Here is a 16959-nt window from a genome sequence, read left to right on the forward strand (position 1 = left end):
GGTAGCGGCTCAGATGAGGCGGGCGAAGTGGTTCTGCGGACGGCGGATCACCATCGTGATCTCGTCCTCGGTCCCGTTGAGCCCGCCTCGCGAGAGCGCGGCCACGGCCCGGCAGACCACGGCGACCAGACCGCTGTGCGGACCCCGCCGGGCCGGGCCGCTCACCGCCGAATAGTCCTCGGCGATCATGAGCCCGCGCATCAGGCAGTACGCCTGGATGCCCTCGCGGGAGGCCAGCGGCTCGTAGACCGCGGGTAGCGGCCCCACCGACCCGGCCGGGGCGAGCGTGCGCCACAGCGCCCGCCGAAGCCAGCGGGGCGTCAGCCGGTCGCAGAAGCCGTACGCCGACTTGCGGTCGCGCATCTTCAGCAGCAGCAGCCCGCCGGGGCGCAGCCCGGCGACGAGCCGGTCGAGCACGAGCTCGGCGTGGCGGATGCGTTCGAGGAGGAACGACACGTAGACGACGTCGAAGGAGCGCGGCGGGATCGGCACGAGGCGCAGATCGCCCAGGTAGGACGCCTCCAGGTCGCCGCGGTTGGCGGTGTGGGCCCGCAGGGGCGGCAGATCCTCGTCCACCCCCGTCAACCTCGGCTCGTAGCGCCCCACGTCGAGGACGCCGCCCCGGCCGCATCCGGCGATGAGGATGTCGAGCCGCCGGCCGAGCTGGTCGGTCCACTGCTCGCGAATCCGTTGGCTGAACACGTCGTCCTGGTCGGCGGACGACAACCGAACCTCTGTCATACGACTGAGAGTAATCATTTGACGACGTGTAGTTGCGCATTTGCCGCCACCCATCATGTCCGGACCGCGGAGCGCGCGGAGCGAGGCGGATGGACAGGGCGTAGCCTTGGTAGCCGCGGCCCGGTTGGGAGCGTCTCGCGGATCTCCTCTGTAAGGGGGATCGGCCGGATGAACGGGGTCGCGTCCGCACGCCGGCTGTCTTTGTCACGGGGCTTTTGAAGGCATCGATGTCTCTTTCCGGACTGCTCGACCTCGTATCCGCCGAACCCAGGCTGGCCGCCGCGCTCGACGCCGCAGGGCACGCCGCCCACCCCGGCGCCGAGCTGGTGGCGCCGCCCGCGCTGCGGCCGTTCGCCGTGGCCGCGCTGTCCCGCGTACGGCCGGTGCTCGCCGTCACGGCGACCGGGCGCGAGGCGGAGGATCTCGCCGCCGCGCTCACGAGCCTGGTCGACGAGAACGCCGTGGCCGTCTTCCCCGCCTGGGAGACGCTGCCGCACGAGCGCCTGTCGCCGCGCAGCGACACGGTCGGCCAGCGCCTGGCCGTGCTGCGGCGGCTGGCGCACCCGATCGAGGGCGACCCGGCGGCCGGCCCGCTGCGGGTCGTGGTGGCCCCGGTCCGCTCGCTGCTCCAGCCCATCGTGGCCGGGCTCGGCGACCTGGCGCCCGTACGGCTGCGCGCGGGCGACGACGCCGACCTCGACGACGTGGTGGCCCGGCTGGTCGAGAACGGCTACCACCGGGTGGACATGGTGGAAAAGCGCGGCGAGGTGGCCGTGCGCGGCGGCCTGCTCGACGTGTTCCCGCCCACCGAGGAGCACCCGCTGCGGCTGGAGTTCTGGGGCGACACGATCGAGGAGATCCGCTGGTTCAAGGTGGCCGACCAGCGCTCGCTTGAGGTGGCCCAGGACGGGCTGTTCGCCGCGCCCTGCCGCGAGCTGCTGCTCACCGACGACGTACGGCGGCGCGCCCGCGAGCTGGGGGAGGAGCACCCGGCGCTGAAGGACGTGCTCGACCAGCTCGCCGAGGGTGTGCCGGTGGAGGGCATGGAGGCGTTCGCGCCCGTGCTCGCCGGGGAGATGGACCTGCTGCTCGACCACCTGCCGATCCGGTCGGCCGTCTTCGTCTGCGACCCCGAGCGGATCCGGGGCCGGGCCGTCGAGCTGGTCCACACCAGCCAGGAGTTCATGGAGGCGTCCTGGATCGCCGCGGCGGCGGGCGGCGAGGCCCCGATCGACCTGGAGGCCGCGGCCTTCCGAACGCTCGAGGAGGTGCGCGAGCACGCCGGCGAGCTGGGCCAGCAGTGGTGGAGCATCGCCCCCTTCGGGGAGGGCGTGGAGCTCGACGCGCAGGACGTCGAGGCCTACCGGGGCGACACGCAGCGGGCGCTCGCGGACATCAAGGGCTGGATGGGCGCGGGCAAGGCCGTCGTGCTGCTGAGCGAGGGGCACGGCCCGGCCGAGCGCATGGTCGAGCTGCTCAGAGGCGTGGACGTGGCGGCGCGGCTGGTGCCCTCCCTCGACGGTCCGCCGCCGAAGGACGTCGTGCAGGTGACGACGGGCCGGATCGACCACGGCTTCGTCACGCCGGACGTCGCCGTCGTGACCCACCTCGACCTCGTCGGCCAGAAGGCGTCCACCAAGGACATGCGGCGGCTGCCGTCGCGCCGCCGCAACATGGTCGACCCGCTGCAGCTCAAGGTCGGCGACCACGTGGTGCACGAGCAGCACGGCGTGGGCCGCTACATCGAGATGGTGCAGCGCACGATCCAGGGCGCGACCCGCGAATACCTCGTGATCGAGTACGCCAGGGGCGACCGGCTCTACGTGCCGACCGACCAGCTCGACGAGGTCACGCGCTACGTCGGCGGCGAGGCGCCCACGCTCAACCGCATGGGCGGGGCCGACTGGGCCAAGGCCAAGACCAGGGCGAAAAAGGCGGTCAGGGAGATCGCGGGCGAGCTGATCCGGCTCTACTCGGCCCGGATGGCCTCCCCCGGCCACGCGTTCGCGCCCGACAGTCCCTGGCAGCGGGAGATGGAGGACGCCTTCCCGTACGCCGAGACGGGCGACCAGCTCGAAGCGATCGACGAGGTCAAGCGCGACATGGAGCGGCCCGTCCCGATGGACCGCCTGATCTGCGGCGACGTCGGCTACGGCAAGACCGAGATCGCGGTGCGGGCGGCGTTCAAGGCGGTGCAGGACGGCAAGCAGGTCGCCGTGCTCGTGCCCACGACGCTGCTGGTGCAGCAGCACCTGTCGACGTTCGGCGAGCGGTTCGCCGCCTTCCCGGTCACCGTGAAGCCGGTCTCCCGGTTCCAGACCGACTCCGAGGTGCGGGAGACCCTCGACGGCCTGCGCACGGGCGGGGTCGACGTGGTGATCGGCACCCACCGGCTGCTGTCGCCCGAGGTGAAGTTCAAGGACCTCGGCCTGATCATCGTGGACGAGGAGCAGCGGTTCGGCGTCGAGCACAAGGAGGCCATGAAGCACATGCGGACGCAGGTGGACGTGCTCGCCATGTCGGCGACGCCGATCCCGCGGACGCTGGAGATGGGCCTCACCGGCATCCGGGAGATGTCGACCATCCTCACGCCGCCGGAGGAGCGGCACCCGATCCTCACGTTCGTCGGGCCGTACGACGAGAAGCAGATCGCGGCGGCGATCCGGCGCGAGCTGATGCGCGACGGCCAGGTGTTCTTCGTCCACAACCGGGTCCGCACGATCGACAAGGTCGCCTCGCGGCTGCACGAGCTGGTGCCGGAGGCGCGGATCGCGGTCGCCCACGGGCAGATGAACGAGAGCCAGCTCGAAAAGATCATGGTGGACTTCTGGGAGCGCAGCTTCGACGTGCTCGTCTCCACCACGATCGTCGAGTCCGGCCTGGACGTGCCCAACGCCAACACGCTCATCGTCGACCGCGCGGACAACTACGGCCTGTCGCAGCTCCACCAGCTGCGCGGCCGCGTCGGCCGGGGCCGCGAGCGCGGCTACGCCTACTTCCTCTACCCGCCCGAGTCGCCGCTGACCGAGACCGCGCACGAGCGGCTCGCCACGATCGCCCAGCACACCGAGATGGGCGCCGGCATGTACGTCGCGATGAAGGACCTGGAGATCCGCGGCGCCGGCAACATCCTCGGGGCCGAGCAGTCGGGCCACATCGCCGGCGTCGGCTTCGACCTGTACGTCCGGATGATGGCCGAGGCCGTCCAGGAGCAGAAGTCCAAGCTCGCGGGCGAGGCGAAGGTGGAGGAGCGGCCCGACGTCAAGGTCGAGCTGCCGATCAACGCCCACGTGCCGCACGACTACGTCACCTCCGAGCGGCTGCGCCTGGAGGCGTACAAGCGGATCGCGGCCATCGGCTCCGAGGACGACATCGCGGCCGTCCGCGACGAGCTCACCGACCGGTACGGCAGGCCGCCCCAGGAGGTGGACAACCTGCTGGAGGTGGCGCGCTTCCGGATCAAGGCCCGCAGGGCCGGGCTGACCGACGTGACGCTGCAGGGCCAGCAGATCAGGTTCGCGCCCGTGGAGCTGAAGGACTCCCAGCAGGTGCGGCTGCAGCGGCTCTACCCCCGCTCCATCTGGAAGCAGGCGACGGGCATCCTGCTCGTGCCGGTGCCCAAGACCAAACCGATCGGCGGTCAGCCGCTACGCGACCTCGACCTGCTGAAATGGTGTGGGGACCTGGTCGAGGCCCTGTTCCTGGAGCCGATGCGGGTACAGTGACCCGCGAAATTGTCAACATACGCGTGGCCGGTGTCGTTCGGGAGGATCGTCCGTGAAGTCGTATCGAGTGCGCGTCGCCGTGGCGCTGGCGGCGGCCGGGATCGCCGTGACCGCGTGCGGCGGCCCCGTGCAGGCGGGTTCCGCGGCCATCGTGGGCAAGGAGCGCATCACCTCCAGCGAGCTGAACGACGAGGTCCGCGCGCTGCGCGCCGACCTGGCCGCCAACAAGATCCCCGAGGGGCAGCTCCAGCTGTCCTTCTCGCTGCCGCAGACGGTCCTGCTCAACATGACCACGAGCAGGCAGTTCCGGGAGCTCGGCCGGCGTAAGGGCGTCACGGTCACCGACCGGGAGGTCGACGACGTCGCCACGGCGCAGGGCGGCTGGGACCAGTTCAACAAGGTGCTGCTGGCCAACGGCATCCCGCTGGACGAGGGCCGCGACTTCATCCGCGCCGTCATCGTCCGCAACAAGCTGGCGCAGCAGTCGGGCGCGGGGCAGGACCAGGCGAGCCAGCAGGCCGCCCTCCAGAAGATCGTCCAGGAGGCCGACTCGACCGTGCCGGTGAAGTACAGCCCGCGCTACGGCAAGTTCGATCCCCAGCAGGGCTTCGTCGCCGACGACCGCTTCGGCTCGGCGGGCGGGGCCACGGCGGGCGGTGCCCCCGCGGACGCGGCCGGCGCGCCCCAGGCCGGCTGAGCCGCGGCGGGAAGATCCGGCCGGCGACGGCCGCGATCCCCTCCCTGCGCTCCGGGGAGGGGAGGATGTCAATAGGCTGAGGCCATGGCGTTGATCGTGGTGACCACCTCGCCCCGGGTCGCTCCGGGCCTGCTCGCGCCCGCGGCGTGGAAGGCCCTCACCCGAGGGCGGGTGCTCACCGGCACCCCGGACCACCCCTACCTGCCCTATCTCGACGAGGCCGGCGTCCGGGTCGAGGTGGTGACCCCCGACCCCGGCGCGATCGCCCGCGAGAGCCGTACGGGGACGGTGGTGTGGCTGGCCGCGCAAGACGGCGACGAGGACGTCATGCGCGCGGTCGGCCACGCCGCGATCTCCCTGGACGAGCCGCCGGAGATCGAGGTCGTCCCCGGCTCCTACGACCTGCCCGGCGCCCGGCTGCTCGACCTCGTCCAGGTGATGGACCGGCTGCGCCGCGAGTGCCCGTGGGACCGCAAGCAGACCCACGAGTCGCTCGTGCCCTACCTGGTCGAAGAGGCCTACGAGGTGCTGGAGACCATCCACGAGGGCGACTACGGCCCGCCGCTGCGCGAGGAGCTCGGCGACCTGCTGCTCCAGGTGATCTTCCACGCCCGGCTCGCCCAGGAACGGATGGGCCCGGAGGGGAGGGCCGGGGACGGCTTCGACATCGACGACGTCGCCGCCGGGATCGTGGAGAAGCTGGTGCGCCGCCATCCGCACGTCTTCGCGGACGTCGAGGTCTCCGGCGCCGGCGAGGTCAGCGACAACTGGGAGACGATCAAGGCGGCCGAGCGGGCCGCCAAGGGGGAGACCGGCTCGGTGCTCAGCGGCGTGCCCATGGGCCAGCCGGCGGTCTCCCTGGCCGCCCAGCTCCTGCGCCGGGCCGGCCGGGCCGGGGCGCCCGCCTCTCTCGCCGGCGACCTCGCCCCGCCCGCGGGCGCCCGCCTGTTCGCGCTCGTACGGGAGACCCAGGACGCGGGGCTGGACCCCGAGGCCGAGCTGAGGGCGGCGGCCAGGGAGTACCGGCGGCGCGTGGAGGAGTGGGAGAGCGGGAACCGGGTGACGCCGCCCGACACGCCGTGACGCCGCCGGACACGCGTGAACGGGCGGCCCTGCGCCGTACCGGGTAGTAGGGACCGATAGGCTCGGGTGGCAAACCGCCCGCCATTTTGCTAGGAGCGTTCGTGGCTGCCATCGAGGCCATCACCGCCCGCGAGATCCTCGACTCCCGTGGGAACCCCACGGTCGAGGTCGAGGTACTGCTGGACGACTACAGCACCGGCCGTGCCGCCGTTCCGAGTGGCGCCTCCACCGGTCAGTTCGAGGCCGTCGAGCTGCGCGACGGGGACAAGAAGCGCTATCTCGGCAAGGGTGTCGAGAAGGCCGTCCTCGGCGTGACCGACGAGATCGCCGACGAGCTCATCGGGTTCGACGCCGAGGAGCAGCGTCTCATCGACCAGACGATGATCGACCTGGACGGCACGCCCAACAAGGCCCGCCTCGGGGCCAACGCGCTCCTCGGCATCTCGCTGGCCGTCGCCAAGGCCGCCGCCGACAGCGCCGACCTGCCCCTGTTCCGCTACGTCGGCGGGCCGAACGCGCACATCCTGCCCGTGCCGATGATGAACATCCTGAACGGCGGCGCGCACGCCGACACCAACGTGGACATCCAGGAGTTCATGATCGCGCCGATCGGCGCCGAGACGTTCTCCGAGGCGCTGCGCATGGGCGCGGAGACCTACCACACGCTCAAGGGCGTGCTGAAGGAGAAGGGCTACGCCACCGGCCTGGGCGACGAGGGCGGTTTCGCCCCGAACCTGCCGTCGAACCGCGACGCGCTCGACCTGATCATGGTCGCGATCGAGAAGGCCGGCTACACGCCGGGCCAGGACATCGCGCTCGCGCTCGACGTCGCGGCCAGCGAGTTCCACAACGACGGCGTCTACACGATCGACGGCAAGGGCGTGTCGGCCGCCGAGCTGATCTCCTTCTACGAGGACCTGGTCCGCTCCTACCCGCTGGTCTCCATCGAGGACCCGCTGAACGAGGAGGACTGGGAGGGCTGGAAGGCCATCACCACGTCGCTCGGCGCCAAGGTCCAGCTCGTGGGCGACGACCTGTTCGTCACCAACCCCGAGCGGCTCGGCCGCGGCATCGCCGAGGGCGCGGCCAACGCGCTGCTGGTGAAGGTGAACCAGATCGGCACGCTGTCGGAGACCCTCGACGCGGTCGACCTGGCCCACCGCAGCGGCTACCGCTGCATGATGAGCCACCGCTCCGGCGAGACCGAGGACACCACGATCGCCGACCTCGCCGTGGCCACCAACTGCGGTCAGATCAAGACCGGCGCCCCGGCCCGCTCGGACCGGGTGGCCAAGTACAACCAGCTCCTGCGCATCGAGGAGCTGCTCGACGACGCGGCGCGTTACGCCGGTCGCGCCGCCTTCCCGCGCTTCCAGGGCTAGTTCGCGGCGGCATACGGGGGGAAGCCCGGCTGGACACGTTCCGGACGCCTGATGAGGCGAATGGGTGCGGCGGCGCCGTGCCCGTCCGGGCGTGTACGGCCGGGACGGGCGGTTAGTGTGGCCGTTGATCGGGCCATGCGCTGACCGACCGGGAGGGGTGGTTTCGTGGCGGCGAAGCGGCCGCAGCTCACGGGGCGCGCGGCGATCCTCGCGGTCGTCGTGTGCGCCATCGCCATGAGCCTCGCCTACCCCGTGCGGGAGTACGTCGCCCAGCGGCGGCAGATCGCCCAGCTGGAGGCGCAGCAGGCGAACGCGCTGCGCAAGCTCCAGAACCTGGAGCAGCGGCGCCGGCGGCTGGAGGATCCGGACTACATCAAGCGCCTGGCCAAGGAGCGGCTGTTCTACTGCGAGCCGGGCGCGGACTGCTACCAGGTGATCGACGAGGACACGGCCGGGACCGCCGCCGCCAAGGCGGGGACGAAGCCGCCGGAGCGGCCCGCCTGGTACGTCACTCTCTGGCGGTCGTTCGAGGCGGCCGACAAGGGGCGCCCCGCCGCGCCCGCGGCGGGGCGGAGCCCCGCGCCGACGGCGTCCGCATCGGCCTCCGCGCCGGCGGCGGGATGAGGACCGCGGACGTCGCCGGGAACGGCGTGGCGGAGAGCGTGAAGGGCGAGGAGATCGACGTGGCGGACGACCAGGCGGACCACGTGGGCCACGCGGGCCGGGTGGACCCCGCTGACCTGGCGGCGGCGCGGGCGCAGCTCGGGCGGCAGCCGCGCGGGGTGCGGGCCGTCGCCCACCGGTGCCCCTGCGGCCTGCCCGACGTGCTGGAGACCGCGCCCCGGTTGCCCGACGGCGCGCCGTTCCCCACGCTGTTCTACCTGACCTGCCCGAAAGCCGCCTCGGCGATCGGCACGCTGGAGTCGTCCGGCCTGATGAAGAGCATGCAGGCCCGGCTCTCCGAGGACCCGGAGCTGGCCGAGGCCTACCGGGCGGCCCACGAGGACTACGTCGCCCGCCGCGACCGCGCGGCCGCCGAGGAGGGGCTGGAGCCGCTGCCGCGCGACATGCAGAGCGCCGGCGGCATGCCGGGCCGGGTCAAGTGCCTGCACGCGCTGGTCGCCCACGAGCTGGCCGCACCGGGGGCCAACCCGTTCGGCCGGGAGGCCCTCGACGCGCTGCCCGACTGGTGGGCCGGCGGCCCCTGCGTGGCCGTGGAGAATTCCGAAGAACAGCCATAGGCCGGGCGCGGGGCAAAGACGAAAGCGCCGTCACGGCGCACGGAGCCGACCGGAGGCCGGAGGGGATGAGCGTGAAGACGAAGCGGGTCGCGGCCATCGATTGCGGGACCAACTCGGTCCGCCTTCTCATCGCGGACATCTCTGGCGACGACCTCGCCGACGTCGAACGGCGGATGGAGATCGTCAGGCTCGGCCAGGACGTCGACCGTACGGGACGGCTCGCGCCGGAGGCCCTGGAGCGGACGTTCACGGCCATGCGCGGGTACGCCAAGCTGATCAGGGAGCACTCGCCGGACGGTCCCGTGCCGGTCCGCGTGGTCGCCACCTCGGCGACCCGTGACGCCGCCAACCGGGCCGACTTCGTCTCCGGCGTGCGGGACATCTTCGGCGTGGAGCCCGAGGTGGTGACCGGTGACGAGGAGGCGCGGCTGTCCTTCACCGGTGCGACCCGGGGCCTGGCCCGCTCGGGCGCCGAGGCCGAGACCCCTTGTCTCGTGGTGGACATCGGGGGCGGTTCGACCGAGTTCGTCGTCGGCTCCCGGTCCGTCGAGGGCGCGCTGTCGGTGGACATCGGCTGCGTACGGCTGACCGAGCGCCACCTGCGCGACGACCCGCCGGGCGCCGAGACGGTGGAGGCCGCCGTCGCCGACATCGAGGCGGCCATGGACCGGGTCGAGCAGAGCGTCCCGGTGCGTACCGCGCGGACGCTGGTCGGCCTGGCGGGCTCGGTCACCACGGTCGCCGGGATCGCGCTCGATCTGCCCGCCTACGACCCGGCGCGCATCCATCACTCGCGCATCCCCGCCGAGCAAGTCCACGAGGTGTCCGCGCGGCTGCTGCGGATGACGCACGACGAGCGGGCGGCCATCCCGGTCATGCACCCGGGCCGGGTGGACGTCATCGGTGCGGGCGCGCTCATCCTCGACCGCATCGTCCGCCGCTACGGCTTCTCCGAGGTCGTGGTCAGCGAGCACGACATCCTCGACGGCATCGCCTGGTCCCTCGCCTGAGGAGCACCCGGCTTCAGGAGGCGACGGGCGTGGCCTGCGTCTCGTAGGCGTCGAGGGTCGAGCGGCTTCGGCGTCAGCGCCCTCACGGCCGGCGCGCCCCACCGGGTCGCTCGGGGCCTTCGCCGTGTTCTCGACCTGATCGCGGAGGGCCGCCTGGACGTGCCGGTGACCGAGATCGGTTCCCTCGCCGGGGTGCCCGGGGTGCGCCGGCTGCTGGCCGACGGCCGCGGCGCCGGCAAGTACGTCGTCCGGGTCTGACCCGCGTCGCCGGCGGCAGCGGTCCATCGCGGAGCTCGCGTGCGGCGTCGCGAGAGTGGGCGGGATCTTGGCACTATTCTGTATTGCGTAGTACTGTGCGATGCGTGGACAGTAGCCAGCTCCTCAAAGGGGTCCTCGACCTGGCGGTCCTCGCGGTGCTCGCCGAGCGCGACAGCTACGGATACGACGTCGTACGCCGCCTGCGCGAGGTGGGGCTGGAGGACGTCGGCGACGCCTCGGTGTACGGGACGCTGCGGCGGCTCTTCAAGGCCGGAGCGCTCACCTCCTACGTGGTCGCCTCCGACGAGGGACCGCACCGCAAGTACTACGGCCTCAACGACGTGGGCCGCTCGCTCCTCCAGACCTCGGCGAAGACCTGGACGTCCTTCGCCGCCACCATGAACGACCTGCTGAAGGAGGTCGATCCGGGATGAATCCCCCCATGACGCCCCAGGACTACGCCGCCGCCGTACGCGAGGCGCTCGCCGATCTCCCCGCCCGCGACAGGGACGCGCTGCTGGAGGACCTGGACGAGCATCTCGCCGAGGTCGCCGCCGAGCCGGGCATGTCGCTGGAGGAACGGCTCGGGAGCCCCCAGGCGTACGCGGCCGAGCTGCGGGCCGCCTACGGCGGGCGGCCGTCGGGCGGCGGCTCCTCGTCCCTCGGCGGGCGGCTGCGCGGGCGGATGAGCGGAGCCGTCCGGCGCGTCCACACGCGGCTGCTCGTGCTCCCGCCCTACCGGCAGGCCGCCGCCTTCGCCCCCGAACTGCGTCCCGCGTGGTGGGTGCTGCGGGGCTACGCGCTCGCTCTGGCCGTGCTCGCGCCGATCAGCGCCCCCGGGCTGGTCCCCGGCGACCTTCCCGCCTGGGTGTTCACGCTCGCGGTCGTCTGGGGGTCGGTGTGGCTGGGCCGGCGGGGCCGTACGCGACCGTCGCGCTGGGGCCGCGTGCTGCTGCTCGGGGCCAACCTGCTGGCCGCGGTCCTCGTGATCACTGCGATGGCCGACGTCCCGAGCACGTCGTCGCGCGACGTGGCGTTCGACTACGGCCCCCGGCCGGATGTGCGCACGCTGGGCATACAGGTGGAGAGCGTCGCGTCGCTGGGCAGGGACGTCTCCAACATCTTCCCGTACGCGGAGGACGGGACGCCGTTGCACAACGTCCGGCTCTATGACCAGGACGGCAACCCGATCATGCTGGAGCAGGGCTTCGACCAGGAGGTCGTCATCCCCTGCGACGGGGAGCCGCCCATCCGCAACGCCTACCCGCTGCCGCTGAAGCCCGTGGAGCAGCGCGTCGATCCCGCCCACCCGGAGGCGACCTGCGTGCCCACCACGCCGGCGCCCGCGGACGCCACGGCCTCCGCCGCACCGTCACCGTCCGCAGAGCCGTCGCCCTCCGCCACGCCGGCCCGCCGGCACCGGTAGGAGGGGCGCCGGGTCAGCCGGATCCGAGCGCGCGCAGCATGGTCAGGAGCGTCGTGCGGTCGGAGACGGGCCGGAAGAAGGCACGATCCACCCCCTCGACCACGGTGATGGCCTCCCGCGCGAGGGCGGCGCCACGCTCGGTCACCCGCAGCCTCCTCGCCCGGGTGTCGACCCCGCCGACACCCGCCGGGCCGGACGTCAGCCGTGCAGGCGGACAGGCAGGGAGAACAGGCCGCGCATGATGGCGCTGGGCCACCACCTCAGCTCGGCGGGGTCGACGGCGAGGGCCAGATCGGGGAACCGTTCGAGCACCCGGCCGATCGCGGCCTCTCCTTCCACCTTGGCCAGGGCCGCGCCGACGCAGTAGTGAGGCCCCCGGCCGAAGGCGAGGTGCGGTTCGCCGATGCGGCCGGGGGAGAACGCGTCGGGGTCGGCGAACGCCGCCGGGTCCCGGTTGGCCGCCAGCAGCGAGACGAGGATGGGCTCCCCGGGCAGCATCTCCTGGCCGCCGATCACCACGGGCTCGGTGGGGAAGCGCCAGGTGGCGTTCCGTACGGGACCGTCGTACCGCAGCATCTCGTCGACGAAGTCCGGGAGCTGGGAGAGGTCGGCGCGCAGGGCCGCCGCCTGGCCGGGGTGCCGCAGCAGCGCGAGCAGGCCGTTGCCGATCAGTGCCACGGTCGTCTCGTGGCCGGCGATCAGCAGCAGGAACGCGGTCGAGGTCAGCTCGTCCTTGTCGATCTCGCCCTGGTTGGACCGCCGTACGAGGTCGGTGAGCAGGTCGTTGCCCGGCCGGGAGCGCTTGAGCTCGACCAGGTCGGCGAGAAAGCTCTCCAGGGCGTCCGTGGCGCGCGTGATCTCCTCCACCTCGGACGCCGCCGCCGAGTCGATGACGGAGGCGTGATGGTGGAAGGTGGCCCGGTCCTCCTCGGGCACGCCGAGCAGGTCGCAGATGATCGTGATCGGCAGCGGATAGGCGAGGCCGGCGATCAGGTCCGGTTCCGGGCCGTCGAGGCGGTCGAGCAGCGCGTCGGTCACCTCCAGCGCCCGCGTCCGCAGCCCCGCCATCCGCCGCGGCGTGAAGGCCGCGCTCACGAGCCGCCGCAGGCGCGCGTGGTCGGCTCCGTCGGTGTTGATCATGTGGCGGGCGAGCCCGGGCCGGTGGTCCAGGGGCAGGCCGAGAGAGGCGGCCCGCCATTCGGGCGAGCCGGCCGCCGGGTCCTTGACGAGGGCGGGATGGGTCAGCGCGGTCACTGCGTCCTCGTACCGCGTGACCAGCCACGCCTCGCAACCGGGCAGCGGCACGCGGGTCACCGGGGCGTTCCGGCGCAGCCAGTCGTAGGCGGGGTAGGGGTCGGCGTCGAACGCCGGGCCGAACAGCGGGGGGAATGAGTCGGTCGACACGGGCCGTACGTACCCATCCCCGGCGCGGCGGAAAAGATCGGAATCTTTCTCGGCATGACCTCTTCGTGACTGACACGCGTGCCGGTGTCGCAAGAGCCGGCTTCTGGCCGACGCACGCCATTTGAACTGGCACGATCGGTGACATGAGCTCCGTTCCTCCCGGTTCCGGCTGGCCGGGCGACCCCGCGTGCCCGGACACCCCCGTCGCCCACGACCCTCACGAGGTCGCCAAACTGGCCGGCCAGAGCCGTACGCTGACCGAACTGACCGCCAGGCAGTCGGTGTGCCGCGCCTGCCCGCGTCTGGTCGAGTGGCGGGAGGAGGTCGCCGACGTCAAACGGCGGGCGTTCGCCGGCGAGACCTACTGGGGCCGGCCGATCGCCGGGTGGGGTGACGAGGCTCCGCACACGCTCATCGTGGGGCTCGCGCCAGCCGCGCACGGCGGCAACCGGACCGGCCGGATCTTCACCGGCGACCGCAGCGGCGACTGGCTGTTCGCGTCGCTGCACCGCACCGGGCTCGCCGCGCAGGAGACCAGCGTCCATGCGGGCGACGGCCAGCGGCTGATCGGCGCCCGGATGATGGCGGCGGTGCGGTGCGCCCCACCCGCCAACAAGCCGACACCGGAGGAGCGCGACACCTGCTTCCCCTGGCTCGCCAGGGAGCTCGCGCTCGTGGCCGGCACGACCCGGGTCATCGTGGCGCTCGGCGGGTTCGCCTGGCAGGCGGTGTGGCCCGCGCTGCGCGAGGCCGGGTTCGCCCTGCCGCCCCGCAGGCCGCCGTTCGGCCACGCGGTGGAGGTGCCCCTCTCCTACGGTGCGGCGCCGGTCACGCTCGTCGGCTGCTACCACCCGAGCCAGCAGAACACCTTCACCGGGCGGGTCACCGCGGACATGCTCGACGCGGTCTTCGCCCGCGCCGCCGCCCTGGGTACGGCGGCCTTGTGAACCATTTCACAAGTGTGAAGTCGATCACGAAGGGAAGATTGCAGGAATTTTCCTGAGAAATGTCGTCCCGAGATGACGAAGTGGGGAAAATCACTGGACCTTTGGCCCTAGCCCGTTGGTGCGGTTGCCGACTCGTGACGTAAGCTTGTGAATGCTTTCACAAGCTTCGGAGGGCATCGTGGCAGACCGCAACTGGAAGCACGTCGTCATCGTCGGCGGTGGGTACGTGGGCCTTTACACGGCTCTTCGTCTCCAGCGCACGCTCCGCCGTGAGCTGCGCGACGGCAGCGTGCGGATCACGCTCATCGACCCGCAGTCGTACATGACCTACCAGCCGTTCCTCCCCGAGGCGGCGGCCGGCAACATCTCGCCGCGCCACGTCGTGGCCCCGCTGCGCCGGGTGCTGCCCAAGGTGCGCATCCTCAACGGGAAGGTCGCCAAGGTGCACCACGAGGCGCGCACGCTGACCTTCGAGCCCGCCGCCGGCCAGTCCCGTGAGATCGAGTACGACGTCGTCGTCATGGCGGCCGGCTCGATCTCGCGTACGCTGCCGATCCCCGGCCTGGAGGACGCGGCCATCGGCTTCAAGACCGTCGGCGAGGCCATCGCGCTGCGCAACCGGGTGCTGGCCCTCCTCGACCGGGCCGAGTCGAGCGACGACGAGGACGTGCGCCGCCGCGCGCTCACCTTCGTCGTGGTCGGCGGCGGCTTCGCGGGCATCGAGGCCCTCGCCGAGCTCGAGGACATGACCGAGGACGCGGTCACGTACTACCCGAGCATCGACAAGAAGGACCTGCGCTGGGTCCTGATCGAGGCGTCCAACCGCATCCTGCCCGAGGTCGGCCCCGAGATGGGCGAGTGGACCGCCGAGCAGCTGCGTGAGCGCGGCATCGAGCTCAAGATGGAGACGTTCCTCCAGTCGTGCGAGGGCGGCCTGGTCAAGACGTCGGACGGCGACGAGTTCGAGTCGGCCACAATCGTCTGGACTGCCGGCGTCAAGCCGAGCCCGATCGTCAACTCCACCGACCTGCCGCTCGACGAGCGCGGCCGGATCAAGACCACGACGCGCCTGACCGTCGCGGGCGTCAAGGGCGCCTTCGCCGCCGGTGACATCGCGGGCGTGCCCGACGTGACCAACCCCGGCCAGTACTGCGCGCCCAACGCCCAGCACGCCGTACGGCAGGCGAAGGTCCTCGGCGACAACATCACCGCGTACCTGCGTGGGGAGAAGCTGCAGGACTACCGGCACAAGTACGCCGGGTCGGTCGCCGGGCTCGGCCTCTACCGGGGCGTCGCGAACGTCTACGGCATGAAGCTGCGCGGCTTCCCGGCGTGGTTCATGCACCGCACCTACCACCTGTCGCGGGTCCCCACGGTCAACCGGAAGGTCCGTGTGGTGATGGACTGGACGCTGTCGCTGTTCTTCAAGCGGGAGACGATCTCCCTCGGCGAGATCGAGCACCCGCGCGACGAGTTCAGGGCGGCCGCGAAGAGTGGCGTCAAGCGCTGACCTGTCGCCACGGACGGATCGACGGACGACCTCAGGACACGCACCCGGCCCGGCGGCGCACACCGCCGGGCCGTTGTGTGTTCCTGTGCTCTGACATGCTGGTGTGGTGGACGGGGGAGAAGGGGCGGACGGTCTCCCGGACCTTGACCGGGTGGGTCCCAGGGGTGCCGTTCACGTGCTGTGGAAAGGGGGACAAGCCGCGTAAGACGTAACTTGCTTACAGAGGAGTGATCCGTGACATATGATCGCGGCGCCCCCGTAGCCCAATGGCAGAGGCAAGCCCCTTAAAAGGGCTGTGGTGTGGGTTCGAGTCCCACCGGGGGCACTGGCGCCCGGCAGCGCACCGTTGACATCGACGCGAGTGGGCTTCATGCCTTTGCCGTCGAAATCCGCTGTGACCAAAGTGTCTTTGGAACTGCCATGGCAACTCAAGATGCCAACTTGACTGCTGGTACACCGATGACCCCGATAAGGGGGGAATAGTCCCGTATGTCCGATTCGGGAGGCTTCACGCGTGCTCGTGCGGCGCTACAGAGGCCCCGGCCGGAAGGAATCACATGTACGGGAAACGATGCGGCATCTTAGGTGCAGCCCTCCTCGGCACGCTCGTGCTGTGGCCGACGCAGGGTGCCCTGGCCTCGCCCTCGACGGTCTCTGGTCTCGCGGCTGCGGTGGCGGCGACATCGCCGCAGGACGACGGGCACGGCCGGGACCACCATCGCGGGCATGACCACCGGGGTCACGATCACCGCGGTCGTGACCATCGGGGTCACGATCACCGGGGTCACGATCACCGCGGCCATGACCACCGCGGTCGCGACCATCGCGGGCACGATCACCGCGGGCACGATCACCGGGGTCACGACCATCGCGGGCATGACCATCGCGGGCATGACCACCGGGGTCACGACCACCGCGGGCATGACCATCGCGGGCATGACCACCGCGGGCATGACCACCGGGGTCACGATCACCGGGGTCACGATCACCGGGGTCACGATCACCGGGGTCACGACCACCGGGGTCACGACCACCGCGGGCATGACCACCGCGGGCATGACCACCGCGGGCATGACCACCGCGGGCATGACCATCGCGGGCATGACCATCGCGGGCATGACCATCGCGGGCATGACCATCGCGGGCATGATCACCGGGGTCACGACCATCGCGGGCATGATCACCGGGGTCACGACCATCGCGGGCATGATCACCGGGGTCACGACCATCGCGGGCATGACCACCGGGGTCACGACCACCGCGGTCACGACCACCGCGGGCACGACCACCGGGGTCACGACCACCGGGGCCGGATGCCGAGGTAGGCGAATCCGACCGCATCACCATGGCCGCTCCTCCTTCGACTGGAGGGGCGGTCTTCGCGTGTGCGGGGGTTGTGGGTGGCGGCCTCCCTCTGCGTGTTCCGGCACCGCGGGACGTTGATCCCGGAGGTTCGCCCTGACGGCCGACCGTAGATCTTTTCGTTCATCTTTGTCATAGGGAGCCCATGCTCGGATACATTCGTGCATGCGTTT

General features: G+C 71.6%; 15 protein-coding genes, 1 tRNA gene and 1 pseudogene. 13 read left to right on the forward strand and 4 right to left on the reverse strand.

Translation table 11 applies throughout. The features are described 5' to 3' along the window. Positions 1–9: 9 nt before the first annotated feature. Complete coding sequence (locus tag ABZ860_RS15825; protein WP_357220386.1) at positions 10–741, reverse strand: methyltransferase domain-containing protein; 732 nt, start codon at positions 739–741, stop codon at positions 10–12. 227 nt (positions 742–968) lie between these two features. Here ABZ860_RS15825 and mfd point away from each other — a divergent pair, with 227 nt between their 5' ends. The 10 genes and pseudogenes from mfd (at position 969) to ABZ860_RS15875 (ending at position 11563) form a co-directional block, all read left to right on the forward strand. After that, entirely contained in the window at positions 969–4466 is a 3498-nt protein-coding gene (mfd, locus tag ABZ860_RS15830; RefSeq protein ID WP_357220388.1) for a transcription-repair coupling factor, read from the forward strand. A gap of 52 nt (positions 4467–4518) precedes the next feature. After that, positions 4519–5163 carry a SurA N-terminal domain-containing protein gene (locus tag ABZ860_RS15835; RefSeq protein ID WP_357220390.1) on the forward strand — a complete coding sequence of 215 codons (645 nt, stop codon included), beginning with the start codon at positions 4519–4521 and terminating at the stop codon, positions 5161–5163. Positions 5164–5247: 84 nt separating this feature from the next. Continuing rightward, positions 5248–6246: a MazG family protein gene (locus ABZ860_RS15840; protein ID WP_357220392.1), complete on the forward strand. Its 999-nt coding sequence runs from the start codon at positions 5248–5250 to the stop codon at positions 6244–6246. A gap of 101 nt (positions 6247–6347) precedes the next feature. Further along, on the forward strand, positions 6348–7628 hold the full coding sequence (gene eno, locus ABZ860_RS15845) for a phosphopyruvate hydratase (protein ID WP_357220394.1): 1281 nt from the start codon (positions 6348–6350) through the stop codon (positions 7626–7628). A gap of 165 nt (positions 7629–7793) precedes the next feature. Next, positions 7794–8252, forward strand: a complete 459-nt coding sequence (locus ABZ860_RS15850) for a septum formation initiator family protein (RefSeq protein WP_357220396.1) — start codon at positions 7794–7796, stop codon at positions 8250–8252. Beyond that, complete coding sequence (locus ABZ860_RS15855) at positions 8249–8869, forward strand: DUF501 domain-containing protein (RefSeq protein WP_357220398.1); 621 nt, start codon at positions 8249–8251, stop codon at positions 8867–8869. The genes ABZ860_RS15850 and ABZ860_RS15855 overlap by 4 nt, the downstream gene beginning before the upstream one ends. 71 nt (positions 8870–8940) lie before the next feature. Beyond that, positions 8941–9879, forward strand: coding sequence for a Ppx/GppA phosphatase family protein (locus tag ABZ860_RS15860; protein ID WP_357220400.1), 939 nt, complete (start codon positions 8941–8943; stop codon positions 9877–9879). A gap of 33 nt (positions 9880–9912) precedes the next feature. Beyond that, a pseudogene (locus ABZ860_RS15865) lies at positions 9913–10137 on the forward strand (hypothetical protein); the annotation flags it as partial. Between the two features lie 104 nt (positions 10138–10241). After that, complete coding sequence (locus tag ABZ860_RS15870) at positions 10242–10571, forward strand: PadR family transcriptional regulator (protein WP_030507598.1); 330 nt, start codon at positions 10242–10244, stop codon at positions 10569–10571. Beyond that, complete coding sequence (locus ABZ860_RS15875) at positions 10568–11563, forward strand: hypothetical protein (protein ID WP_357220402.1); 996 nt, start codon at positions 10568–10570, stop codon at positions 11561–11563. Before ABZ860_RS15870 ends, ABZ860_RS15875 begins: the two co-directional genes overlap by 4 nt. Before the next feature lie 13 nt (positions 11564–11576). Here the strand turns inward: ABZ860_RS15875 and ABZ860_RS15880 are convergent, their stop codons facing one another. Beyond that, on the reverse strand, positions 11577–11708 hold the full coding sequence (locus ABZ860_RS15880) for a hypothetical protein (protein WP_357220404.1): 132 nt from the start codon (positions 11706–11708) through the stop codon (positions 11577–11579). Between the two features lie 53 nt (positions 11709–11761). Next, entirely contained in the window at positions 11762–12967 is a 1206-nt protein-coding gene (locus ABZ860_RS15885; protein WP_357220406.1) for a cytochrome P450, read from the reverse strand. Positions 12968–13110: 143 nt separating this feature from the next. Between ABZ860_RS15885 and ABZ860_RS15890 the strand changes: the two genes are divergently transcribed. The 3 genes from ABZ860_RS15890 to ABZ860_RS15900 all read left to right on the forward strand — a co-directional run bounded on the left by ABZ860_RS15890 (position 13111) and on the right by ABZ860_RS15900 (position 15749). Beyond that, on the forward strand, positions 13111–13914 hold the full coding sequence (locus ABZ860_RS15890) for a uracil-DNA glycosylase (RefSeq protein WP_357220408.1): 804 nt from the start codon (positions 13111–13113) through the stop codon (positions 13912–13914). Positions 13915–14065: 151 nt separating this feature from the next. Continuing rightward, a complete protein-coding gene (locus ABZ860_RS15895; RefSeq protein ID WP_357220410.1) occupies positions 14066–15424 on the forward strand; it encodes an NAD(P)/FAD-dependent oxidoreductase in 1359 nt (452 codons plus the stop codon). Between the two features lie 252 nt (positions 15425–15676). Further along, positions 15677–15749 (forward strand) — tRNA-Leu (locus ABZ860_RS15900). 256 nt (positions 15750–16005) lie between these two features. Here ABZ860_RS15900 and ABZ860_RS15905 read toward each other — a convergent pair. Next, a complete protein-coding gene (locus ABZ860_RS15905; RefSeq protein ID WP_357220412.1) occupies positions 16006–16728 on the reverse strand; it encodes a hypothetical protein in 723 nt (240 codons plus the stop codon). Positions 16729–16959 lie beyond the last annotated feature (231 nt).

Source organism: Microbispora sp. NPDC046973 (assembly GCF_040644495.1).
In the GTDB taxonomy this organism is placed as follows: Bacteria; Actinomycetota; Actinomycetes; order Streptosporangiales; family Streptosporangiaceae; genus Microbispora.